This is a genomic window from Xanthomonas cissicola (assembly GCF_008801575.1).
Taxonomy (GTDB): domain Bacteria; phylum Pseudomonadota; class Gammaproteobacteria; order Xanthomonadales; family Xanthomonadaceae; genus Xanthomonas; species Xanthomonas cissicola.
On sequence record NZ_VZPL01000008.1, the window covers coordinates 89,727 to 112,289 of the forward strand.

At 65.3% G+C, this 22,563-nt stretch carries 20 protein-coding genes, 1 tRNA gene and 1 other RNA gene; 14 read left to right on the plus strand and 8 right to left on the minus strand.

Annotated features, from left to right (window positions below; all coding sequences use genetic code 11):
• Positions 1 to 4: 4 nt before the first annotated feature.
• From F7R02_RS05565 to F7R02_RS05575, 3 genes are all read right to left on the minus strand, one after another.
• Positions 5 to 478 (minus strand): DUF494 family protein, encoded by a 474-nt coding sequence (locus F7R02_RS05565; protein WP_151210063.1) that lies wholly within the window; start codon positions 476 to 478, stop codon positions 5 to 7.
• 42 nt (positions 479 to 520) lie between these two features.
• Entirely contained in the window at positions 521 to 1,666 is a 1,146-nt protein-coding gene (gene dprA / locus F7R02_RS05570) for a DNA-processing protein DprA (RefSeq protein WP_151210065.1), read from the minus strand.
• A gap of 71 nt (positions 1,667 to 1,737) precedes the next feature.
• Positions 1,738 to 2,874: a LysM peptidoglycan-binding domain-containing protein gene (locus tag F7R02_RS05575; protein WP_151210067.1), complete on the minus strand. Its 1,137-nt coding sequence runs from the start codon at positions 2,872 to 2,874 to the stop codon at positions 1,738 to 1,740.
• Positions 2,875 to 3,005: 131 nt separating this feature from the next.
• On the opposite strand from F7R02_RS05575, the gene def reads away from it, so the two are divergent.
• The 5 genes from def to F7R02_RS05600 all read left to right on the plus strand — a co-directional run bounded on the left by def (position 3,006) and on the right by F7R02_RS05600 (position 9,381).
• Entirely contained in the window at positions 3,006 to 3,518 is a 513-nt protein-coding gene (def, locus tag F7R02_RS05580) for a peptide deformylase (RefSeq protein ID WP_005911379.1), read from the plus strand.
• A gap of 414 nt (positions 3,519 to 3,932) precedes the next feature.
• Complete coding sequence (fmt, locus tag F7R02_RS05585; protein ID WP_007972915.1) at positions 3,933 to 4,856, plus strand: methionyl-tRNA formyltransferase; 924 nt, start codon at positions 3,933 to 3,935, stop codon at positions 4,854 to 4,856.
• Complete coding sequence (gene rsmB, locus F7R02_RS05590) at positions 4,856 to 6,166, plus strand: 16S rRNA (cytosine(967)-C(5))-methyltransferase RsmB (protein WP_078589712.1); 1,311 nt, start codon at positions 4,856 to 4,858, stop codon at positions 6,164 to 6,166. The genes fmt and rsmB overlap by 1 nt, the downstream gene beginning before the upstream one ends.
• 50 nt (positions 6,167 to 6,216) lie before the next feature.
• Positions 6,217 to 7,938 carry an ArnT family glycosyltransferase gene (locus F7R02_RS05595; RefSeq protein WP_078589713.1) on the plus strand — a complete coding sequence of 574 codons (1,722 nt, stop codon included), beginning with the start codon at positions 6,217 to 6,219 and terminating at the stop codon, positions 7,936 to 7,938.
• A 165-nt stretch (positions 7,939 to 8,103) separates the two neighbouring features.
• Entirely contained in the window at positions 8,104 to 9,381 is a 1,278-nt protein-coding gene (locus F7R02_RS05600; protein ID WP_078589714.1) for an O-antigen ligase family protein, read from the plus strand.
• Between the two features lie 183 nt (positions 9,382 to 9,564).
• Here F7R02_RS05600 and F7R02_RS05605 read toward each other — a convergent pair whose 3' ends face one another.
• Complete coding sequence (locus F7R02_RS05605) at positions 9,565 to 10,389, minus strand: glycosyltransferase family 2 protein (protein WP_078589715.1); 825 nt, start codon at positions 10,387 to 10,389, stop codon at positions 9,565 to 9,567.
• On the opposite strand from F7R02_RS05605, the gene F7R02_RS05610 reads away from it, so the two are divergent.
• On the plus strand, positions 10,390 to 11,448 hold the full coding sequence (locus F7R02_RS05610) for a CDP-glycerol glycerophosphotransferase family protein (protein WP_078589716.1): 1,059 nt from the start codon (positions 10,390 to 10,392) through the stop codon (positions 11,446 to 11,448).
• A gap of 284 nt (positions 11,449 to 11,732) precedes the next feature.
• Here F7R02_RS05610 and F7R02_RS05615 read toward each other — a convergent pair whose 3' ends face one another.
• The 3 genes from F7R02_RS05615 to ribA form a co-directional block, all read right to left on the minus strand.
• On the minus strand, positions 11,733 to 13,238 hold the full coding sequence (locus tag F7R02_RS05615) for a PH domain-containing protein (protein WP_078589717.1): 1,506 nt from the start codon (positions 13,236 to 13,238) through the stop codon (positions 11,733 to 11,735).
• The gene (locus F7R02_RS05620) at positions 13,235 to 13,711 is read right to left on the minus strand and encodes a PH domain-containing protein (protein WP_003484425.1); all 477 of its coding nucleotides are present in this window, start codon (positions 13,709 to 13,711) and stop codon (positions 13,235 to 13,237) included. Before F7R02_RS05620 ends, F7R02_RS05615 begins: the two co-directional genes overlap by 4 nt.
• Positions 13,712 to 13,849: 138 nt before the next feature.
• Entirely contained in the window at positions 13,850 to 14,983 is a 1,134-nt protein-coding gene (ribA, locus tag F7R02_RS05625) for a GTP cyclohydrolase II RibA (protein WP_011052524.1), read from the minus strand.
• 245 nt (positions 14,984 to 15,228) lie between these two features.
• On the opposite strand from ribA, the gene F7R02_RS05635 reads away from it, so the two are divergent.
• Together F7R02_RS05635 and F7R02_RS05640 are read left to right on the plus strand one after the other, a co-directional pair.
• Positions 15,229 to 15,750 (plus strand): GNAT family N-acetyltransferase, encoded by a 522-nt coding sequence (locus F7R02_RS05635; protein ID WP_003484403.1) that lies wholly within the window; start codon positions 15,229 to 15,231, stop codon positions 15,748 to 15,750.
• A 55-nt stretch (positions 15,751 to 15,805) separates the two neighbouring features.
• A non-coding RNA gene (locus tag F7R02_RS05640) (sX9 sRNA) lies at positions 15,806 to 15,882 on the plus strand.
• A 62-nt stretch (positions 15,883 to 15,944) separates the two neighbouring features.
• On the opposite strand, the gene F7R02_RS05645 is transcribed toward F7R02_RS05640, so the two are convergent.
• Positions 15,945 to 16,961 carry a lauroyl acyltransferase gene (locus F7R02_RS05645; RefSeq protein ID WP_172397222.1) on the minus strand — a complete coding sequence of 339 codons (1,017 nt, stop codon included), beginning with the start codon at positions 16,959 to 16,961 and terminating at the stop codon, positions 15,945 to 15,947.
• On the opposite strand from F7R02_RS05645, the gene dtd reads away from it, so the two are divergent.
• From dtd to F7R02_RS05680, 6 genes are all read left to right on the plus strand, one after another.
• Positions 16,960 to 17,400: a D-aminoacyl-tRNA deacylase gene (dtd, locus tag F7R02_RS05650; protein ID WP_005927386.1), complete on the plus strand. Its 441-nt coding sequence runs from the start codon at positions 16,960 to 16,962 to the stop codon at positions 17,398 to 17,400. The two genes, F7R02_RS05645 and dtd, sit on opposite strands and share 2 nt — an antisense overlap.
• Before the next feature lie 108 nt (positions 17,401 to 17,508).
• Positions 17,509 to 19,386 carry an RNA polymerase sigma factor RpoD gene (gene rpoD / locus F7R02_RS05655; RefSeq protein ID WP_005921936.1) on the plus strand — a complete coding sequence of 626 codons (1,878 nt, stop codon included), beginning with the start codon at positions 17,509 to 17,511 and terminating at the stop codon, positions 19,384 to 19,386.
• A gap of 192 nt (positions 19,387 to 19,578) precedes the next feature.
• Positions 19,579 to 19,899 carry a hypothetical protein gene (locus tag F7R02_RS05660; protein WP_011052523.1) on the plus strand — a complete coding sequence of 107 codons (321 nt, stop codon included), beginning with the start codon at positions 19,579 to 19,581 and terminating at the stop codon, positions 19,897 to 19,899.
• Between the two features lie 484 nt (positions 19,900 to 20,383).
• Positions 20,384 to 20,459: transfer RNA gene (locus F7R02_RS05665), tRNA-Ile, on the plus strand.
• Positions 20,460 to 20,625: 166 nt separating this feature from the next.
• A complete protein-coding gene (locus F7R02_RS05670; RefSeq protein ID WP_078589720.1) occupies positions 20,626 to 21,816 on the plus strand; it encodes a tyrosine-type recombinase/integrase in 1,191 nt (396 codons plus the stop codon).
• 560 nt (positions 21,817 to 22,376) lie between these two features.
• Positions 22,377 to 22,563, plus strand: a 187-nt coding sequence (locus tag F7R02_RS05680; RefSeq protein ID WP_151210039.1) for a transposase, incomplete at its 3' end; no start/stop codon positions are given.

The following is a 22,563-nucleotide window of genomic DNA, read 5'->3' on the forward strand; positions in this document are numbered from 1 at the left end:
ACGCTCAGTGTACGGGTTCAGGCTCGTCCAGGAACATCTGGGTTTCCATCCAGGCGTAGGCCGCTTCCGCCCCGGGCTGGTTGAACAACACCATCAATACCACCCACTTGAGGTCGTCCAGATCCAGTTCGTCCTGATCCAGCACCATGGCGCGGTCCAGCACCAACTCGCGCTGGTCGGCGTCGAGGATGCGGTGTTGCTCCAGGAACAGCAGAAATCCGCGGCAGTCGACATCGAGCTTGTCCAGCTCCGGCCCGTGATAGATACGCACCGGTCCATCGACATGCGGGCGCGCGACGCTGGGCCGCTGCTCGGAAAGCGCGTCCAGCCAATCGAAGGCTTTGCTGATTTCTGCGGGACTGAAACCGGCCTGGATCAGGCCATTTTGAAGCGAGTCACGGTCACGGACCAGGTCCGCGTCTTCGCTGAAGTAATGTTCGAACAGGTACAGCAGTACATCGAGAATGCTCTCTTTCATTGCCCTCGGCCTGCGTCGCGCGACGCTGTGGAGGTGAAGAAACTAAGGATTGCGGGTATAGCGACCGTGCTCGGTGACCACGTCTCCCTCCAGTTCCATGATGAGCAGCATGGAGGACAGCGCGGCGGCCGTCAATCCGGTGCGCTGCACCAATGAATCCATAGGGGTTGGGTCGTGGTCCAGCGCTTGCCACAAGCGCTGGTAGTCGGGATCAGAGCGGGCAGGACCGGAGCCAGCGCTGGTCGTAGCCTTCCCGGGCAACTCTGTGGGGGCGGCTAGGCGCTCGCGCAAGGCGCTGGCCAATTCGCCAGACAGCTGGCCCAGTCCCTCGATGACCTGTGCGGGCTCCTGCGCCAGCGTGGCGCCCTGCCGGATGAGGTGATGGCAGCCGCGCGCGAGCGGATTGTGCAGCGAGCTGGGTAGGGCGAACACCTCGCGGCCTGCTTCGGCCGCCAGCCGGGCGGTAATCAGTGCACCCGAACGCATCGCCGCTTCGACCACCAGCGTCCCCAGCGCCAGCCCGGCAATGATCCGGTTGCGGGCCGGAAAGTGCGCCGCGACCGGGGCAGTGCCCGGCAGATATTCGCTGACCACCGCGCCGCGTTCGGCGATGCGATCGCGCAAGCCTTGGTGCCGCTCGGGATAGGCGACATCGACACCTGTGCCGACCACCGCCACCGTGATGCCGTCGTGCTGGGCCAGTGCGCCCTCGTGTGCGATCGCATCCACGCCGGCGGCCATGCCGCTGACGATGCTTAACCCGGCGCAGGCCAGGCTCGAGGCGAATGCGCGGGTGTGGTCGCGGCCGCCGGCAGTGGCCGCGCGGCTGCCGACCACCGCCACGCCCGGGTGCCAGAGGGCATCGGGGTCGCCGTCCACGAACAAGGCCATCGGCGGGTTGGCGATATGCCGCAGCAGCGCCGGGTAATCCGGATCGCGCCAGCCGATCAGGTGATGGCCGGGCTGTTCGCACCAGCGCAGCGCGGCCTCCAGCGCATGTGGATCGGGGCTCTGCAGCAGCGCGGCTTGCACCTCATCGCAACCAGCGGCACGCCACGCCCCAGGCCCGGCGGCCAGCATCTCGGACGCTGACCCGTACGAAGTCAACAATTTTCGTCGCGGTGGGCTGCGGCCGCCAGCCAGCAGCAGGATCAGCAGTGCGCGTAGGTCGGGAGCGGTTTGGGCCATACACCCAGGCTAGGCCACAAACGACGACGGCGCCCTCGGGCGCCGTCGCGTTGATGCATCGGATCTTTCGCTTATTGCGCGTCAGGATGCTTGACGAAATAGCCCAGGCCGGTCGGCTTGACGCTTTCCATCACCAGCGCATAGCTGACCTTGTCGAAGGTGCGGAATACCATGGCATGCGAGGCGTACTCGTTGGGCAGGCCGACGGTGGAGCCGGACGGGCCGCTGAAATCGTCGTCGGTCCGCGAGAAGCGCGAGTGCTTGACGCGGTTGCTGACCGTGCGGCCCTTGCGCCAGATCGAGAACACCGTGCCGTTGTTGATGCCTTCGCGAGCGCCGCCGGAGATGGCGATCACATCGCGCGTGCCGCCAACGGTGAAGGCGTCGGAGATGGCCAGCACGCGCAGCTCGGTCTGCAGCGCCTGTTCCGACGGCGGATGCGGGATGAACTGCAAATCGTACGGCTGCGCTTCGACCGCAACGATGCGATCGCCGGCGCGCACTTCGCGGCCGCTGTCCTGCAACAGCAGGGTGGCCGCCTTGGAGTTGCCGCCTGCCGCGCTGCGGGTGATGGTGCCGACATTGACCTGCGCCATCTCGTAGCCGAGGAACTCGCGGCGCGTGCTCGGCGCGATGAAGTTCTTCCAGATGTTGCCGGAGCCGGCGGTGATGTTGCCGGCCATGTCCAGATCTTCGTTGTGCTTGGGCAGGCTGAACTTCACGGTCGGGCGAACCACCGCAAAGCGCTGACCCGGCTGAGCGTTGTCCAGCCCGACCACGTAGGCGACCTGGCCGGTGGTGGCACGCGTGCGACCGCCTTCCAGACCCACGACGTACGGCAACTGGTCGAAGTCATCGACCACGCGCAGGTTCTTCAGGAACGGCTCGACGTCGGCCAGCGGAATGGCGTTGATCGGCGCTTCCTGGCGCGGGCCGGGCTGGATCGTGCCTTTGCCGACCCGGTCCAGATAGGCCAGGCTGATCACGTCACCCGGATAGATCAGGTGCGGATTCTGAATCTGCGGATTGGCTTGCCAGATTTCCGGCCACAGCCATGGTTTTTGCAGGAAACGCCCAGCGATGTCCCACAAGGTATCGCCCTTGCGGACCACATAGGTGTCTGGATGCTCGCCCACCGCTTGCGCGGCAGCGTAGGTCGCGACGGTCAGCATCGCCGCAGCGACGACCGTACGAAGTCGGTTCAACATAGGTGCCTTCTTGCCTGATTCCCCAACAGGTCTGCGCACTATAGTCTAGAAACCGGGGCGCCACGCAAGCATTGCGCTAGAATGACACCGTCTTGCCGGCGCCGCGCCGGTGTTTCCAGACGGGTAACCCCATGGCTTTGCTCCCAATTCTTGAGTTTCCCGATCCGCGGCTGCGCACCAAGGCCGTGCCGGTCGATGCTGCCGAGGTCACCAGCCAAGCGTTCCAGACGCTGCTGGACGATATGTTCCAGACCATGTACGAGGCGCCCGGCATTGGCCTGGCTGCCAGTCAGGTGGACGTGCACAAGCGATTCATGGTGATCGACATCAGCGACGAGAAAAACCTGCCGCAGGTGTTCGTCAACCCGGAGATCGTGAGCAAACAGGGCGAGCAGCTGTATCAGGAAGGCTGCCTGTCGGTGCCCGGCATCTATGCCGATGTCAGCCGCGCCGATGCGATTACCGTGCGCTATCTCGACCGCCAGGGCCAACCGCAGGAACTGCATGCCGACGGGCTGCTAGCCGTGTGCATCCAGCACGAGATGGACCACCTGGACGGCAAGCTGTTCGTGGATTATCTGTCGCCGCTCAAGCGCGAAATGGTGCGCAAGAAGCTGGCCAAACAGCGCAAGCATGTGGCTTGAGGGCCGGGATTGGGGATTGGGGATTGGGGATTGGGGATTCGGGATTGGCAGAAGCGGGTTTTTGCTGGCCTTTGAGTCCGCTGGTTTCAAATCGTTGAGCGCTCATCTCGGTGCGAACTCATGGCGATGGCGGTGCATTGCCATGGCGCCACGTCTGCGGGCGGATGGCCGTGAAACTTCGGATGCGGACGTCGTGATGGATGAGCCGCTGCCTGCAGCGGGCATTCAATTCTCCGTTGCCAGGCCTGCCTCTCGACGCGCTCGATCGAGGATGGGCCACGCAGGTGCTGGCACCGGGTTGCCGAATCTTCCAGCGCAGATCCCGCTTCCACCTCTCAGCTCCACGCCATTCTCGCCCCGGCCAGCAGACCTGCCGTTGCGACTCCCCACTCCCGAATCCCGAATCCCAGTCCTATGAGAATCATCTTCGCCGGTACGCCGGATTTTGCCGTCCCGTCGCTACGCGCCGCCGCGCAGCGGCATGAGGTGGTGGCGGTGTACACGCAGCCCGATCGCCCCGCCGGACGTGGTCGCGGGTTGACGCCCTCGCCGGTCAAGCTGGAGGCGATCGCGCGCGGCATTCCGGTCTTCCAGCCGCAGACGCTGCGTTCGCCCGAAGCATTGGCGACGTTGCGCGCGCTCGATGCGGACCTGATGGTGGTGGTGGCGTACGGGTTGATCCTGCCAAAGGCAGTGCTGGCCGCGCCGACGCACGGCTGCTGGAACGTGCATGCCTCGTTGCTGCCGCGCTGGCGTGGCGCCGCGCCGATCCAGCGTGCGATCGAGGCCGGCGACACCGAGACCGGGGTGTGTCTGATGCAGATGGAAGCCGGGTTGGACACCGGCCCGGTGCTGCTGTCGCAGCGCATCGAAATTGGCGAGCAGGAAACCGGCGGGCAGTTGCACGACCGGCTGGCCGCGCTGGGCGCGCAGGTGCTGTCCGATGGCCTGGGCCTGTTGCGCGCCGGCATCCGTCCGGTGGCCCAGCCGCAGCCGGCCGACGGGGTGACCTATGCGCACAAGCTGGACAAGGCGCAGGCGCGGCTGGATTGGGCACAGCCGGCGCAGGAACTGGCGCGACGCGTGCGGGCGTTCAACCCGTGGCCGGTGGCCGAGGCGATCCTGGCGGGCGAGCGCGTGCGCCTGCATGGCGCGGTGGCGCTTGAACTGGCCCATCAACAGCCGCCGGGCACCCTGCTGGCGGCCAGCAAGCAGGGCATCGATATCGCCTGCGGTGAGGGTGCGCTGCGGGTGCGCGTGCTCCAGCGCGAGGGCGGCAAGGCGATTACCGCCGCCGATTACCTCAACGCGCGACGCGACCTGCCGGCGCTGCGCTGATGTCGGCCGACACCGCAACCGCCGGCGTCGCCTCGCGCCTGGCTGCCGCATGCGTACTGACGGCGGTGTTCGATCAAGGCCGGTCGTTGAAGGCCGAACTTGCCGCGACCTTGCCCGGCATCGGCGATCCGCGTGATCGCGCGCTGGTGGAGGCGATCTGCTTTGCGGTCATTCGCCGGCGCCCGGCGTATGAGGTCGCGTTGCGGCAATGGCTGGAACGCGCGTTGCCGCCCCGCGATGCCGAACTCAAGGCGCTGCTGATGGTCGGTTTCGCGCAACTCGACGTGCTGCAACTGCCCGCGCACGCCGCGTTGTCGGCCACCGTGGATGCGTGTCGCGCACTGGGCCGGCCCCGTCAGGCCGGCATGGTCAACGCGATTTTGCGGCGTGCCCAGCGCGAAGGATTTCCCGCGGTGGCCGACGATGCCGGTTGGCCGTCTTGGCTGCGCAAGCAGTTGCGCGCGGACTGGGGCGATCGTGCCGAAGCCATTTTCACCGCCAGTGCGCAGATGGCGCCGATGTGGCTGCGCGTGCAGCGTTCGCGCACCGACCCTGCGACATATGTCGCACGACTGGCCGAACTGGATATCGTCGCGCACACCGATGCTGTATTGCCGGATGCGGTGCGCCTGCACAATGCCGTGCCGGTGAGCCAGTTGCCGGGCTTCGCCGAAGGCGATGTTTCGGTGCAGGACGGCTCTGCGCAGCAGGTGGCCGATGCGTTGACCCTGGCGCCGTGGGCACGCGTGCTCGATGCCTGCGCCGCGCCCGGTGGCAAGGCGGCGCATCTGCTGGAGCGCCATCCCGGATTGCAGCTCGTGGCGCTGGATGTGGATGCGCGCCGCCTGGAGCGCGTGCAGCAGACCTTGCAGCGCACGGTCCCCAATGCGCTAGTTGCGTTGCAGGCGGCCGACGCCGCCGATACGGACGCATGGTGGAACGGCCGGCCGTTCGATGCGGTACTGCTGGACGCGCCATGTTCGGCCACCGGCGTGGTGCGTCGTCAACCGGATGTGCTGCTGCACCGGCGCGCCGACGATATCGAGGCGCTGTGTGCGCTGCAGGCGCGGCTACTGGATGCGACCTGGCGCACGCTGCGCCCAGGCGGACAATTGCTGTACACCACCTGCTCGCTGTTGGCGCGCGAGAACCAGGCGCAGGTCGATGCATTCCTGCAGCGCACTCCCGACGCACGCGCGCAGACCTTGGGTGCGCAGTTCGGGCATGCCGCGGGCGCCGGACGTCAGCGGTTTCCAGGCGAGCAGTACTGCGACGGATTTTTCTACGCGCTTTTGCTAAAATCTTCCTGATCGCGCGCGAAGTCCAGCGCGCCACCCTCTGCGACCGACTGCCGCCCGACATGTTCAAGAATCGCGCTTCCACCGATGTCTGGTTGCTGGCCATGACCGCCGTGCTGGTGATCGGTGCCGGCCTGGGTTTGCGTGACCCGTGGCCGGCGGACGAGCCGCGCTTTGCGCTGGTGGCCAAGCAGATGGTGTTGAGCGGCGACTGGTTGTTCCCGCATCGCGGCAACGAGCTGTATTCGGACAAGCCACCGATGCTGATGTGGCTGCAGGCGCTGTCCTACACGCTGCTGGGCAATTGGCGGGTGGCGTTCCTGCTGCCGTCGTTGCTGGCCGCGTTGGGCACATTGGCCTGCGTCTACGATCTGGGCCGGCGCATGTGGACCCGGCGCGTCGGTCTCTATGCGGCCTGGATGCTGCTGTTTACGCTGCACTTCACCTTCCAGGCCAAGAAGGCGCAGATCGACCCGCTGGTGGTGTTCTGGATCACCTTGGCCAATTACGGATTGCTGCGCCATCTGCTGATGGGCCCGGCCTGGCGCTGGTGGACGCTGGGCTGGTTTTCCGCCGGCTTGGGCGTGATCACCAAGGGTGTGGGCATCATCGCGCTGCTGATGCTGATCCCGGCCGGGATTGCCGCGGCGCGTGGTTGGGCGGGTGTGCGCGTGCATGTGCGCGACCGGCGCTTCTGGTTGGGGCCGCTGTTCTTCTTCGTGGCGATCCTGTTGTGGTTCGTGCCGATGATGGTGACGGCGCTGACCGCCGGCCAGCCCGAATACCGCGTGTATCTCAACGACATCCTGCTGCGCCAGACCGCCAAGCGCTACGCCAGCTCCTGGGATCACGCGCAGCCGGTCTGGTACCACCTGCAAAGCATGGCCACGATGTGGCTGCCGACCATCCTGCTGCTGCCGTGGGCGATCCCGGCGTGGCGGCGCCGGCTCAAGCGGCGCGACCCGCGCTATCTGCTGCCGCTGGCCTGGTGGCTGCTGGTGCTGGTGTTCTTCACCATTCCCAGCGGCAAGCGCGATGTCTACATCCTGCCGGCCCTGCCGATGTTCTGCCTGGCACTGGCGCCGCTGGTGCCAGGCCTGCTGCGCCGTGCTGGCGTGCAGCGGCTGCTGTTCGGGTTCGGGGTGCTGCTGGCGCTGGTGTTCAGCGCCGGTGGCACGGCGATGCTGATCGGCCATCCGGGCTTCGAGCAGAAGATCATGGACAGCCGCGGGGTCGGCAGCGAAGCCACCGACCCATTGGGCTGGCTGCTGCTGGCGGTCGGTACCTGGGGCGTTGCCAGCCTGCTGCTGATGCGGGTGCGCCGCTCCGCATTCGCGGTGGTCTCGCTGCTTGGTGCATGGTGGGTGGCCTTCGGGCTGGTCTGCTACCCGATCTTCAACGATTCCAGTTCGGCCAGCGCGGTGATGCGCGAGGCCGGGCGCCGCATCGGCCCGGATGCGCAACTCGGGCTCGTGGCATGGAAGGAGCAGAACCTGCTGATGGCCGACCGCCCGGCGCAGACCTTCGGCTTCAAGGTGCCGTGGGAAACCCAATTGCAGCGCGGCGTGGCCTGGCAGGCACAGCAACCCGGCCAGCGCTGGCTGATGGCGCAGGAAACCGCGTTGCTGGCCTGCGTGGATCGCAGTCGCAGCCAGCTGGTGGGCGTGGCCAATCGCCGACGCTGGTGGCTGGTGCCGGGCGATGCGGTGCATGGCGACTGCGTGGCCAGCTCCAGCGAGCGCGCGGTGGAAGCAAAAGAACAGGGCAACCTGGATACCGAATGAGCCAGCGCAACCCACAGGCATGCGCACGTGCCGGGCGCCCTTTGTACGGCGTCAATGCGCCAGATGGCGGCCGTCTAGCAGGGATTCATGCGGCGCATCGTTAGCTTGGCCGGCGTTGCCGCCGCCCGTCCGCTGCGTTACCTCCCTTTCACCGCCGATCTCTAGATGAATTCCTTGCGTACCCAGCCCGCATCGCTTTCGCCGTCTGCTCAGACCACATCGCGGGCAGGCGTGCGCATTGCCGAGCTGGGCGTGTTCGTGTTGACCGCGCTGGTGGTCAGCATGCCGAGCGGGCTGCTGCCGTTCGGCCTGTGCCTGTTGCTTGGTTCGCTGATCGGCTGGCGCAGCCTGCGCGACGGCATTGCTGCGCGCGAATGGTCGTTGCGCGTAGTGGGCTGGCTGACCGTGGCGGTGATTGCGATGTCGCTGCTGTCGATCGCCTTGTTCGAACATGGGCTGCGCGATGTGGGCAACCGCTCGCGCTTCCTGGTACTGCCGTGGGCGGCGCTATGGGCCTATGCATTGCAGCCGCGCCAGCTCTGGCTGTGGCGTGGCGCGCTAGCCGGCGTGTTCGCGGCGATGTTGATTGCGTTGTTGCAGGTGATGAACGGTGCCGACCGCGCGGAAGGCTTCACCAACGCGATCGTGTTTGCCGACATTGCGCTGATGTTGCTGGTGGTGGTGGTGTTCTGTCGCCCGCCCGGCAATGTGCGTTGGCTAGTGGGCGCTGCGGTCGCCACGGTGGCGGTGATCGTGCTCAGTGGCAGCCGCGGGGTCTGGTTGGCATTGCTGGCGACGCTGGGCATGCTGATCTGGGGCGCGCCGTGGCACAGCACGCGCATGCGCTTGCTCACCTTCATCGGCAGCGCGGTGCTGGCGATGGGTGTGGTGCTCAGCGTGCCGGGGCTGACCGATCAGATGCGCCTGGGCGAATTGCAGAGCGACCTGCAACGTTACGAAGTTGGCGATAGCGATTCGTCGGCCGGTGCCCGCATCGAACGCTTGCACGTGGCCTGGGATACCGTGAAGGAGCATCCGCTGACCGGTGTAGGCGTTGGCCGTTTCGACGATGCGATGCAGGACCTGCCGGCCTGTGCCGCCGATCCGGCATTGGTTCGCTGTCATCTGGGACATGCACACAACGATCTGGCCGAATGGGGCGCAACCCAGGGTGTGCCCGGGCTGTTGCTGCTGCTTGCCGTCTACGGCGTGCCGCTGTGGCTATTCGTGCGCCTGCATCGGCGCAGTGGACAGAAACAGTTCCGCGGCCCGGCCGCAGCCGGGGTGATGATCGTGATCAGTTATGCCTTGTGCGGGCTGACCCAGTCGATGTTCGCGCATCAGGTGGCGGCAAGCTTCTACACGGCCACGCTAGGCGTGCTGGTGGGTCTGTCGGCGCGGCAGGCGCAGCAGACCGAGCTCGCTGCGACAATCGCTCGCTAGCGGCAGGTGATCAATCAGCTGCATATGGTGCATGCGCGCGTTTTGAGCGACTGCTAAGACAACTGCGCAGATGCCGAATCGGCGCACTTGTTGCTGGAATCGGCATCTCTCCCCTGGATATGCCGACGTCTGCGCACTATTTGCAGCGGCTTGATGACTGCTCGCCAGGCTTTTCAACTGCGCCTACTCGCTGCGCCGCTCCGGCGCGGGCGGCGGATCCTGCACCGGCTGATTGTGCTGCAGCAGCCACAACATGATGGTCTTCTGGCGCACGTAGTTGGCGCGCACATACGCGTAGATCAGCCCATGCCAGCCATCGCGAAAGCCGCCGCGCAACAGATAGCCGCGCCAGAAGCGCCAGGCCGGTGCCAGCACTAGCTTGCTCCAGGTGGCGCGTTTGCCGTGTGCGTGTTCGTGTTCGGCCATCATCTGCGCGTAGCGCTGGGTCTTGGCCAGCTGCTGCATCAGCGAGCGGTACGGGTAATGGATCAGATCGCCCGGCAAGGTCTCCACGGGGCCATCCACGCTGGCCGCTTCGTGGATTTCGCGCTTGCCGCGCCAGCCACCACGGCGACGATCGAACAAGCGCAGCACCCGGTCCGGATACGCGTTGCCGTGGCGCAGGAAGCGGCCGAAGTAATCGGACAGGCGTGCGAAGCGGTAGCCGGCCGCAGTGGCGAACCCGGCATCGCGCGCAGCGATGATCGAGGCGCGCAGGGTATCGCTGACGCGTTCGTCGGCGTCCAGACACAACACCCAGTCGTGGCTGGCCTGTGCCACGCAGAACGCCTTCTGGCTGCGATAGCCATCGAAGGCGCGCTGCAGCACGCGCGCGCCGTGTGCGCTGGCGATGGCGGCAGTGGCATCGGTCGAGCCGGAGTCCACCACCACGATCTCATCGCAGAACGCCAGCGAGGTCAGACAGTCGCGTAGGCGATCGGCCTCGTTGAACGCGATAATGCAGGCGCTAATGCGAGGCCGTTCGTCGGGTGCGGTCGAAGAGGACATGTGATGGCCGATTACCTGCTGTTCGCAACGGAGCGTTACGCGTTGCCTATTCTGGCGCCATTGGCGCAGGCGTTACAGGCCTGCGGGCACGCGGTGTCGGCCTGGTTCGAAGGTGGCGCGCGCGGGCTGGCGCTGCCGGGCGTGCGCGAGGTCGGCCTGCACGAGGCGTTGGCGCTGCGTCCGCGTGCGGTTTTCAGTGCCGCCAATTGGGTGCCACCGTTTGTGTCCGGCGCGAAAGTGCAGCTGTTTCACGGTTTCAATGTGCAAAAGCGCGAGGACAATCGCGGCCATTTCCGGGTGCGTGGCCTGTTCGATCTGTACTGCACGCAAGGCCCCGCCACCACGGCGCCGTTTCGCGCGCTGGCGCAGCGCGAGGGCCATTTTGCCGTGGTGGAAACAGGCTGGCCCAAGCTCGACCCGGTCTTTCGCGACGATGGCGGCCGTAGCGCGGCCTTGCGTGCGCCGGCCGCCGGCCGCCCGGTGATCCTGTTCGGTTCCACCTTCACCGAGCGGCTGAGCGCAGCGCCCGCACTCTACGACGAGATCGCCGCCGACATCGCGCGCGGCGCGCATTACTGGCTGCTGACCTTGCACCCGAAGTGCGCGCAGGAATTGTTCGACCGCTATCGCGCACTGGCAGGCGCCAACGCTCGCTTCATCGAGCCCGAAGAGGTCATGGCCGCGCAACGTGCGGCCGACGTGCTGGTTTCCGATACCTCATCGATCGTGTCCGAGTTCGTGGTGCAGCATAAACCGGTGGTGACCTTTCGCAACCGTGTGCCGCAGCCGCACATGCTCGACTTCCAGCAGGCAGAGCAATTGCCGCAGCAGCTGGCGCGCGCGCTGGCGCCGGATGCGGCATCGCGTAGCGCGCTTGCCAGTTACGCCGATGCGATTCACCCGTATCGCGACGGGCATTCTTCCGAGCGGGTGATTGCCGCCACCGAAGACTTCATCGCCGGCAAGCTCGGCGGACTGCGCCGCAAACCGCTGGGTGCGGTGTGGCGCGGGTTGCAGATCCGTCGCGAGTTGGGCTACTGGGGGCCGGCGCAGCGCTAAGCGCAGCTCATGCCACGACTGCGCAGCCGTCAGGCGGTCGTGGTCGGTGCTCGGATTCGGCATGTACCACGCGTCGATTGCAGTGCCCCGCGTTGTCCGACGGCTCGCGACGTTTGGTGCCGCGCCGGGCTGCATCAGCCGTGACCACGTCGGTGAGCATTGCAAGGCATCGCCCAAGCTGATCGCCGTCAATGATCGGATCACGAAACCGAGTGGCCCACTCGACCAGCACAACCGCAGATCACCAAGGACGGATCAGCACCATGACTGATCGCCGGCGGTGATCACCAGCGCAGTTTGCGCCGTGCCAATGCGGCACCGAGTTGCGCCTGCAGCGCCTGCGCCTGCGCAAACGGCACAAACCGCAGCCGCAATGCCGGGCCGGTGGCGCTGGCGCCAGCCGTATCCAGCCATAGCGTGGCGGTGCCGGAGAGCCGATCCAGCGGCGAGCGTTGCAGTTGCAGCGCCTGCAGCTTGTCCAGCTCGGCCAGCCGCCACCAGCGCTTCCACCAGCCGCCGCGTACGGCAACGTAACGCGCATCCACCGCGTAGGCCATGCGCTGCACCTGGCGTTGCGCCTTGAACGCGCTCCACGGCAGCCATACCAGCAACCACAAGGCCTTGCTGCCGAACTGCCACGCCAGGCCCGCCGTCAGCGGCAGCAGCATCAGCGCGGCGGGCAGACTCAATCGCCACCAGCAATGCGTGGCGATCGTCTGCCACTGCGTCGGCGGCCAGGCGATGCCGGGCAGCAGGCGTTGCAGCAAGGCGTCGCATTGTTGCGGGTCGGCAATGGGCGCGAGTTCTTTCAATGCGCCGCCGTGGGTGTCGCCAGTGCCGGCCACTGCGGTGTCCACCCGCAACTGGCGACGACCGAACAGGCGATGCAGCAGGCCCTCGTACAACGTCCACGACTGGATCCGCCGCAACGCCACGCTGCTGCGGATCCGCGTCAGCAGCCCGCGCTCCACGGTGAGGCGGCGCTCGGATTCGCTCAGATGGAAGCCGTGGTATTGGGTCACCGCCAGGGCGACCGACAGCGCGCGCATGGCCATCAACAGGGCAAGCGTGGCGAGGATCACCAGCGTTGCCATGACCGCGACGCCGGGATGGATCTGGCTGACGTAGCGATAGGCCAGCTCGCCGTTATGCTCGACGAAGTTGGACACCGTACGGCGCGGAATCATCTGGTAGATCACGCCAAAGCCGGCCGCCACCACCACCATGCCGCGATTGGAGATCAGGCCCAGCCGGATGACCTCGGCCATCGGCAGGCGCAGCAAGCTGCCGCTGTCTTCTTCGACTTGCGGCGCCGGCACGCCTGCGTCGCTTGCACGGCGCCGTATCAGATCTTCCAGCGCCAGCGCCTGATCCAGCCGCAGCACGCGCATTTCCGCTTCCGGCTTGTGCCCACCGGCCGATTCCAGCCGCACCTCGGCCACGCCGGCCAGACGGTGCAGCAGCGATTGATGCACCACCACGTTATGGATGCGCGCAAACGGAATATCGCGCCGGCTGCGTTCCAGCAGGCCACTGCGAATGGCCACGCTATCGCTGCCGATGCGGTAGCGGTAGGTGAAGTAGCGCAGCACCGAAATCGCCACCAGCACCGCAATCACCACGCCGGTGGCGATCTGGTCGGCAACATCGCGATTGCCGTCGCGGCTGCCGAACAGGATCAGTGCGGCCAGCGGAATCAGGAACTGACGGATCTGCTGCAGCAACACGAACACCCACGACAATGGATGCAGGCGCTGCTCGTCGTTGCCGGGATGTGCAACGGCACTCATAGCGCGTCGTCGTCGTGATCGAGTTGGCGGGCCAGGCGGTCGCGCAGGCGCTCGGCATCGTCCTGATCCAGCCCCGACAGCGCCACCGCGTTGAGCCGGCTGCCGGCGGTGTGTACCACCAGCGTGGTCAGGCCGGTCGCGCGTTCGATCGGCCCTCGGCGCAGGTCCACATGCTGCACGCGCGAAATCGGAACGCGCGTATCGCTTTGCCACAGATGACCGCGCTGTAGCGCCAGGCCATGCTGATCGAGTTTCCATTGCGTCAGCCGGTGCCGTTTGACCGCCAACCAGGCGCCCAGCAGGGCGATGACCGCGGTCACGCCCAGCACCGCCGGCCAGTAACGCCAGGCGTGCAGCCAGACAACCGTGACACTGGCTGCGATCAGGCCCGCACATCCGCCGCCGAGCGTGCCATTGATCGCCGCCACATATGCACCGCGACGCGGCAGCGACTGCCACTGGCTGTGCGTCACGGCTGGGGCTTCTGCCGGAGCGGGCTGGACCAAGACGTCGGGGTGCGGCGGTGGAGCGTCGTGCACGAGGCGGGCCTGCAGAAGCGATGCGCAAGCATAGCCGGCTGCCCAGTGCAGGCGCACCCGGCGCCGGGCGCGTTATTGCGCGGCCAGGATCAACGCATCCACATCCAGCGCGTGGCCGGCGCGTGCGGCCTTGGTGCGCAGGTACTGCTCGTTTTCGGCGGTGATGTCGCCGGTGATCGCGATGCGGTCTTCGACCACGATGCCGGCCGCGCGCAGGCGCTCGGCCTTGGCCGGGTTGTTGGTCAACAACCGGATCCGGCCGATGCCCAGCCCGCGCAGCATCGCCACCGCACTGCCGTAGCGGCGCTCGTCCGGACCAAAGCCCAATTGCGCATCGGCGTCGATGGTGTCCAGGCCCGCATGCTGATAGCCGTAGGCGCGCATCTTGGCGGCGATGCCGGTGCCGCGACCTTCCTGGTCCAGATACAGCAGGACGCCGCCACCGAGCTCCTTCAACTTGGCCAGGCCGTGCCGCAGCTGGTCGCCGCAATCGCATTTGAGCGAGCCGAACAGGTCGCCGGTGAGGCACGACGAATGCACGCGCACCGGGACGGCAGTGCCCAGGTCCGGCTGGCCGACCACGATCGCCACCTGATCGCGCTGCGCCACACCGCCGCGAAACACCACGAACTCGCTCATGCCCAGGCCGCGCAGCGGCACCGGGGTGCGGGTCACCAGCTCGTAGCCGGCAGCCGCGGAGGTGGCACAGCCGCGGAGCAAATCGTCCAGCGCCAGCGACTGGCAGCCGGCGAACGCGGCATGGTCGTGCACATCGCGCAGCTCCACCGCCAGCAACGCCGGCAGCAGCAGGCCAAGCCGCGCGATCTCCACGCCGCCGGCATCCAGCGCATCGCCGGCCGTCCACTGCGCAGGCACCGGGGTGTCGCGCAGGTAGGCCAACGCGGCGAGCTGGTCGTAGCTGTGATCGATCAAGCCCACGCGCGCACCCTGCGGCGCGCTCAGCCCCAGCACCTGGGCGCGAGTGGGCGTCACAAAGAGATAGTGGCGGCCCCGTGCGGCACGGGCGAACGCCGCATACGACTGTGCCGTGCTGCTATCCAGCGCCAGCACCGCACGCGCCTGCCCATTCGCCGCCGTCAGCAAGACCGGGCGCCCGGCACGCAGTTCGGAAGCGGCGCGCTCACAGCGAATCGCCGCCGGATCGCCGAAGGCCTGTGTGCTGGGGGAGGGGAGGGGGCTGCTCATGCACGACTCCAGATGGGGATTGCCACGGCCGCTTCAAGGCGGACGCCGCCGCGGTCATTGCGTGATCGTCTCTGCCCATTGTCGCGCGCCTGGCGACAGGCAGTCGCCACAACCGGATAGAACGCTGCATCCAGCCGCTGCCGATTGAGTGGGCAGGCCCGCGCCACTTGGTTGCCCCGCTGCCCGCGTTGTTCAGGGTCCGGCAATGCTTTCTAATCGGGCGACCTCCATGTTCGTTGGCCCCCATGCACATTGTCGATTGCAGCCAAGCGCGCCATGCCAGCGCCATTCTGGACATCTTCAACGAAGCCATCGCCAATTCCACTGCGCTGTACGACTACCGTCCCCGGCCACCGGAAAGCATGGTCGGCTGGTTCGCCACCAAACAGACGGGCGGCTTTCCGGTGATCGGCGTGGAGCACGACGACGGCACCCTGATGGGCTTTGCCAGCTACGGCACGTTTCGCGCCTGGCCCGCCTTCAAGTACAGCGTCGAGCATTCGATCTACGTGCATCGCGACCATCGTGGCAAAGGGCTGGGGCGCCTGCTGCTGCAGGCCCTGATCGCAGCGGCGCAAGCGCGTGGCGTGCACGTGCTGGTGGGCGGCATCGACGCCAGCAACCAGGCCAGCATCGCCTTGCACGAACAGTTCGGTTTCACCCATGCCGGCACCGTGCGCGAGGCCGGGTTCAAGTTCGGGCGCTGGCTGGACCTGGCGTTCTATCAACGCATCCTGGACACACCTGCCGATCCGCACGACGACTGAGCGGTTACCAAAGCTACGCACTCGCCAGGCGGGCGCGCCGATGCCCGGAATCGGCATGTACCACTCTTACACTGCGGTTCTGAGCGCGCCGTCCGCACCCACCTGACGACTGCCCGCTACGTGTTGGTAGCCGCTCCAAGTGCGTTGACCTGGCAGTGATGCGCTGGGCAATCAAGTGAGATGTGGCTCTGCATTCAATGCGGATGCCGCTCGGTCGCATACGGATTGGCCTCGCCGCTGCCCGGCGGGCGCAGGGTGTAGCGTTTGTAGGTCCACTGATATTGCGCCGGGTCGCGCCGGGCGATCTGTTCGATGCCGGCGTTGAGCGCGCTGGCCGCACGCACCGGGTCCGCATCGGCCACCGCGGGGTCGGCCGGTTGCACATGCAGCGCGAACTGCAGGTCGTCGCCGGCGCGCTCGCACCAGCCGTACAGCACGATCGCCCCGGTCCGCTCGGCCAGCCGGTTGACCAAGGTCATGGTCAAGGCCGGAATGCCGAAGAACGGCGCGAACACGCCGTCGCCGGCCTTGGGCTGCTGGTCGGGCAGGATGCCGACCGCGCCGCCATCCTTGAGCACCTTGAACAACTGCCGCACCGCCGGGCCTTCGGCGCGTACCTGGCGCACGTTGTCGCCGCCGCGTGCCAGCTGCAGGAAGCCATCCACCGCCTCGGACTCCGGCGGGCGGTAGACAATCGCGATCGGCCCGCGCTCGGACAGCCACTGGTTGAGCAGTTCCCAGTTGCCGAAATGCGGCGCCGCCACGATGACCCCGCGCCCGGAGGCGAGCGCAGCGTCGTAAAGTTCCTGGCCGTTGCGCTGCAGGCGTGCCAGGTTCTCCGCCGGCGGGCGGGTCCAGGCGCGCAGCACTTCCAGCGTCTGCCGCGCGGTCGAGCGCAGGATCTGCGCATGCAAGCGCGCGCGCTGCTCGGCGCTCAGTTCCGGATATGCCAGCTCCAGATTGCGGCGCGCCATGCGTGATTCGCGTGCATTGAGCTTGCGCCAGCCCCAGGCCAGCGTGTCGGCCACGCGCTTGAGCAACGGCCACGGCAAGCGGCCCACGGTGGCGGCGGTGGCGTACAACAGGCGAGCGCGAACATCAGGTGTCATCCGCGCAATTCTAAACAGCGCAGACCGCGAAGGCCCGCGCGTGACAGTGCCGGCGGCGCTGGGCATGCTGCGCGGCACAGTTTGCTGCCCGAGAATGCCCATGCTTGCACTGATCCAGCGCGTCACCCGCGCCAGCGTCACGGTCGATGACCAGATCGTCGGGCAGATCGGTCCCGGGCTGCTGGCGCTGATCGGCGTGGAGCCCGGCGACAGCGATGCGCAGATCCGGCGCCTGGCCGAGCGGCTGCTGAGCTACCGGGTATTCGGCGACGACGCTGGCAAGATGAACCGCTCACTCGCCGACACCGGCGGCGGCCTGCTGCTGGTCAGCCAGTTCACCCTGGCTGCGGACACCAGTTCCGGTAACCGCCCAGGCTTCAGCACCGCCGCGCCGCCACTGGAGGCTGAACCGGCGTTCAATCGATTGGCGGCGATCTGTCGCGAAAAACATCGCGGCGGGGTGGAAACCGGGCGTTTCGGTGCCCATATGGTTGTCGACCTTGTCAACGATGGCCCGGTGACCTTCCTTCTCAGACCCTAGATACAACACGTCCACCAGCGGTCCTGTCTTGAATCCGGCAGACCGGGCTTCACGCTGGTATAATGCTAGGTTCTCTTTCCAATCTCAAAGCCGGTGGCGCGAGCACTCATGGCCAACGAACGTCCTGCCCAGCAATCCGACATCAAGCTACTGATCAGCAAGGGCCTGGAACAGGGCTATCTGACCTACGCCGAAGTCAATGACCATCTGCCCGACGACCTCGTCGACCCGGAGCAGATCGAAGACATCATCAGCATGATCAACGGCATGGGCATCGATGTCCATGAAGTTGCACCCGATGCCGAAACCCTGTTGCTCAACGATGGCAACACCGGCAACCGCGAGGTTGACGACACCGCAGCCGAAGAAGCTGCCGCCGCGCTGACCGCGCTCGACACCGAAGGTGGCCGCACCACCGACCCGGTGCGCATGTACATGCGCGAAATGGGCACGGTCGAGCTGTTGACCCGCGAAGGCGAAATCGCCATCGCCAAGCGCATCGAAGAAGGCCTGAGCCAGGTCCAGGCCGCGTTGGGCGTGTTCCCGCTGTCGACCGAAATGCTGCTGGCCGACTACGAAGCGCACAAGGAGGGCAAGAAGCGTCTGGCCGAGATCGTGGTCGGCTTCAACGACCTGATCGAAGAGGCCGATGCGGCCGCTGCTGCGCTCGCCGCGGCCGGCCCGGTCGCCGTGTCCGACGATGAAGCAGTCGACGAAGACGACGACGAAGACGGCGATGACGAGGCCGCCGAAGAAGAGGCCGGCCCGACCGGTCCGGACCCGGTGGAAGTGGCCACGCGCATGGAGAACCTGGCCAACGAATACGCCAAGTTCAAGAAGGTCTATGCCAAGAACGGCGCCGAGCACAAGCTGGTGGTCAAGGCGCGCGAAGACATGGCCGCCATCTTCACCACGCTCAAGCTTCCGCTACCGCTGACCGACGCGCTGGTCACCCAGCTGCGTGGCGTGGTCAATGGCATCAAGGACCACGAGCGCAAGGTGCTGCACCTGGCCACCACCGTGGCCCGCATGCCGCGCAAGGATTTCATCCGCTCCTGGGAAGGCAACCAGACCAACCTGGAATGGGTGGAAGACGCACTCAAGCGCAAGCAGAAGTGGTCCTCGGCGCTGCGCGACGTCAAGGATCAGATCATCTCCGAGCAGCAGGGCTCGATCGAGATGGAAAAGGCCAATTACCTGACCCTGGGCGAGATCAAGGAAATCAGCCGTGCGATGGCCTATGGCGAAGCCAAGGCGCGCAAGGCCAAGAAGGAAATGGTCGAAGCCAACCTGCGTCTGGTGATCTCCATTGCCAAGAAGTACACCAACCGCGGCCTGCAGTTCCTGGACCTGATCCAGGAAGGCAACATCGGCCTGATGAAGGCCGTGGACAAGTTCGAATACCGTCGCGGTTACAAGTTCTCGACGTATGCCACGTGGTGGATCCGTCAGGCCATCACCCGTTCGATCGCCGATCAGGCGCGCACCATCCGTATCCCGGTGCACATGATCGAAACGATCAACAAGTTGAACCGCATTTCCCGTCAGATGCTCCAGCAGTTCGGCCGCGAGGCCACGCCGGAGGAACTGGCCAAGGAAATGGACATGCCCGAGGACAAGATCCGCAAGGTGATGAAAATCGCCAAGGAGCCGATCTCGATGGAAACCCCGATCGGCGACGACGAGGATTCGCATCTGGGCGACTTCATCGAGGACACCAATGTGGAGTCCCCGATCGACAACACCACCAACATCAATCTCTCCGAGACGGTGCGTGACGTGTTGGCCGGCCTAACCCCGCGCGAGGCGAAGGTACTGCGCATGCGCTTCGGTATCGACATGAACACCGATCACACGCTGGAAGAGGTCGGTAAGCAGTTCGACGTCACACGTGAGCGGATTCGTCAGATAGAGGCCAAGGCATTGCGCAAGCTGCGTCACCCGAGCCGTTCGGAACAGCTGCGCTCGTTCCTGGATATCGACTGAGTCCTCGGTCGCGACCGTGCAGTGATCACACAGCAGCCCCGCTCATGCGGGGCTGTTGCGTTATGGCTCAGGCAGTTGGCTATGCTTGGTACCTGGGCTGCGATCGGTCGCATGCCAGGCAAGCGTCAGCGGTGCAGCCCCGATGTTTCACGCACCGCCGACGAAGCTACACGGCCATGCAACATTAAACAGATGTTTCTGCAAACCTCACGTGGCGTTCTGACAGCGACTTTTAAGTTGGCCGACGAATGGAGACGAGATTGCTTTATGAGCAGGCAAAGCCGCTTTGAAACCACCACGTACCGCGAACACGAGATCCGCGTACGCGCCGAGCAGGCTTCCCCTGATGCCAAGTGGACGCTCTGGGTGGACGTGTATGCGCTCGGCGGCAAGCGTAAGCCGCGTATCGGCTGCAACGGGCTGGCCTATGCGACGTACCAGGAGGCCATTGCGCACGGGTTTCGTGCAGGTCGGCAGTTGATCGATGGGCAGTTTGAGACGGCTGATGCCTGAGGGTGGGGATTGGGATTGGGGATTCTGGATTGGTAGGGTTTGCTGGTTGCTTCGAGATATTGTGTTTCCCAACGCCACCCCGCGCGTTATCGCGATCATCGTGCCCGCCGCCACGTCGTGTTGATTGCCAAGCTTGCGCCGAAGGCTCGCCACCGGTCACGCACACATGCGCTGCGACGGGCTGCTAACTAAACCAGCTTCGGCACCACCAAGCTCCACACCGGGCTGCAATCTGCTTGGTTGCACCGCACCGGTCCGTCGAAGGCGTCTGTAAGGCGGCGGGACTTAACCCTGAAATCTGATGCGCAAAGCCCAGCCGGTGCTGGGCTTTTTCGTTGTGGACAGCCGATACGTGATCTCGCGGCTATGAGCGCTGGATCGCTTCCGGCAGAGGGCACATGGCAGACACGGTGACGTACAGACAGGTAAACTTTCGTGTCCGCTGCACGGCCCGACATGCTCGCCATCTCGCCGACAGACACGCGGGCCTATAGCTCAACGGTTAGAGCAGAGGACTCATAATCCTTTGGTTCCAGGTTCGAATCCTGGTGGGCCCACCATTTTAAGATCCAGTAGCGTCCTAAGAAGGCCGAAGACCCGCATAAAAAAAGGGGTTTCGGCCTTTTTTGTGTCTGATTGCGTCCTATGGGGTTTGCTTAGATCCCAAGTTTGATGACGGTAAGTTTGGCGGTAAGCTACCGCCCCCCAAAGTCAGTTACCGCCAAAGTGCCTTTGACCGATACAGCCATTCGTAAGGCAAAGCCCGCCGCCACAGTGCAGAAGCTTCGCGACGGCGGCGGCCTGTATCTGCTACTGCGCCCTGACGGTGCAAAGTGGTGGCGTTGGGACTACCGCCGCCCGGTGACGAGCAAGCGCAACACGCTATCGCTTGGGACATATCCGGATGTCAGCTTGGCTACGGCACGTGAGCGGCATGCGGCGGCGCGCAAGTTGTTGGCCGAAGGCATCGATCCTGGCGAACAGCGCAAGGCTGAGAAGTCGGCAACCTTGGAGCGCTCGGCCAACACGTTTGAGGCGATCGCCGCGGAGCATCTATCTATGCGAGCCAACAAGCTCTCTGCTGGCTCAGTTGTGCGTGAGCGGCGCCTCCTTGAGAAGGATCTCGGTCCTTACATCGGTAGCCGTCCAGTGGATGCAATACCGGCTCGCGATCTACTGCAGGCACTGCGGAAGATTGAGGCGCGTGGGGCGGTGGAAACTGCTCATCGCGCGCGAATGCTTGCCGCCCAAGTGTTTCGCTATGCCATTGCTACGGGCCGAGCGGAACGCAACCCTGCTTCTGATCTGAAGGGCGCTTTGACTCCACCGGAGGGTCGTCATTTCGCCAGCGTGACCGAGCCAGCCTTGGTAGGTGAGCTATTGCGAGCGATCCATGGCTATCGTGGTTCACCAGTGGTGATGGGAGCGCTGCAACTGGCTCCACTCGTATTCGTGCGCCCAGGAGAACTGAGGCGAGCACGCTGGGAGAACATTGATCTTGATTCGAGCGAATGGCGATTCATTGCGAGCAAGACCGCTCAGTCCCACGTGGTTCCATTGTCCTCGCAAGCGGTTGCCATCTTGCGCGACCTACATCCGCTGACGGGTCGCGGTGAGTTCGTTTTCCCTAGCGTGCGTGGGAGAGGGCGCCCGATGAGCGAGAACACCATCAATGCGGCGCTGCGGCGGCTGGGCTACGACTCAGACACGATGACAGGTCATGGCTTCCGAGCAATGGCACGCACCGTCTTGGACGAGGTTCTGGGCTTTCGTCCCGACTACATCGAGCACCAACTTGCGCATGCCGTCCGAGATCCCAACGGACGCGCTTACAACCGCACTGCCCATCTGGTCGAGCGCCGGAAGATGATGCAAGCCTGGGCGGACTACTTGGACAGTCTCAGGGCATCTATCTAGCCGCTGTCTGCCCACTTTTATTTTCGGACTTGCCATTTTTCAGGGTAACTGCTGTAACGCGCGTAACGCCTCGGCAATAACGCAATAAATTCAGTGCTTTGGAAGGTGGTGGCGGGCGTTCGGCTGCTGAGTAACGCTCTGTAACTCGTGTAGCAATCACCTCGCCTTGAGACGATGCCGGACGCACCCGGACGCCGGATCATGCCGCGCCTAGCGCGACGCAGGTCGGCGAGTTCAGCCGAGGTGATTCTCCGGCGACCCTCTTCTCTGGCGCCAAATTTCTTCTTCGCCAGCCCGTGCGTACGTCAGCAGACGCATGCGCCGCCCTGCGCTGCTAATTCCTTACTGTCGTTCGCCGGCTGTATAGCCGCACCTGCACGTCAGCGCCTTGCTCGCATCGTCTACGCGGGCCGGCAACGCCTGCCCGTCGTCCGCCTGATTCCGGCCGCGTCCAACAGAGTTTGTAAAAAAAGTTTTTACACAGCTATCCGCGTGAACTCTGACGCGTCGGCTTCTAGGGCCTGTTAACACTAATGGCCCGAGCGATTAAACTATTGGGCATGGAGATCACGCCAGCACAATTTTCTCTGATCGAACACTGCCTGCCGGCGCAGCGCGGCAATGTCAGCATGACCAACCTGCAAGTGGTCAACGCCATCCTTTACGTTGCCGAGCATGGCTGCAAATGGCGCGGCCTACCCAAGCGCTTTGGCAACTGGCATACGGTCTACACACGCATGAACCGTT

Coding starts and splice junctions, on each gene's coding strand:
- dprA (WP_151210065.1), bottom strand. CDS start 1,666: ATGGCCCAAACCGCTCCCGACCTACGCGCACTGCTGATCCTGCTGCTG.
- def (WP_005911379.1), top strand. CDS start 3,006: ATGGCTTTGCTCCCAATTCTTGAGTTTCCCGATCCGCGGCTGCGCACC.
- rsmB (WP_078589712.1), top strand. CDS start 4,856: ATGTCGGCCGACACCGCAACCGCCGGCGTCGCCTCGCGCCTGGCTGCC.
- F7R02_RS05635 (WP_003484403.1), top strand. CDS start 15,229: ATGCACATTGTCGATTGCAGCCAAGCGCGCCATGCCAGCGCCATTCTG.
- F7R02_RS05565 (WP_151210063.1), bottom strand. CDS start 478: ATGAAAGAGAGCATTCTCGATGTACTGCTGTACCTGTTCGAACATTAC.
- ribA (WP_011052524.1), bottom strand. CDS start 14,983: ATGAGCAGCCCCCTCCCCTCCCCCAGCACACAGGCCTTCGGCGATCCG.
- F7R02_RS05615 (WP_078589717.1), bottom strand. CDS start 13,238: ATGAGTGCCGTTGCACATCCCGGCAACGACGAGCAGCGCCTGCATCCA.
- F7R02_RS05575 (WP_151210067.1), bottom strand. CDS start 2,874: ATGTTGAACCGACTTCGTACGGTCGTCGCTGCGGCGATGCTGACCGTC.
- dtd (WP_005927386.1), top strand. CDS start 16,960: ATGCTTGCACTGATCCAGCGCGTCACCCGCGCCAGCGTCACGGTCGAT.
- F7R02_RS05605 (WP_078589715.1), bottom strand. CDS start 10,389: ATGTCCTCTTCGACCGCACCCGACGAACGGCCTCGCATTAGCGCCTGC.
- F7R02_RS05600 (WP_078589714.1), top strand. CDS start 8,104: ATGAATTCCTTGCGTACCCAGCCCGCATCGCTTTCGCCGTCTGCTCAG.
- fmt (WP_007972915.1), top strand. CDS start 3,933: ATGAGAATCATCTTCGCCGGTACGCCGGATTTTGCCGTCCCGTCGCTA.
- F7R02_RS05660 (WP_011052523.1), top strand. CDS start 19,579: ATGTTTCTGCAAACCTCACGTGGCGTTCTGACAGCGACTTTTAAGTTG.
- F7R02_RS05645 (WP_172397222.1), bottom strand. CDS start 16,961: ATGGGCATTCTCGGGCAGCAAACTGTGCCGCGCAGCATGCCCAGCGCC.
- rpoD (WP_005921936.1), top strand. CDS start 17,509: ATGGCCAACGAACGTCCTGCCCAGCAATCCGACATCAAGCTACTGATC.
- F7R02_RS05595 (WP_078589713.1), top strand. CDS start 6,217: ATGTTCAAGAATCGCGCTTCCACCGATGTCTGGTTGCTGGCCATGACC.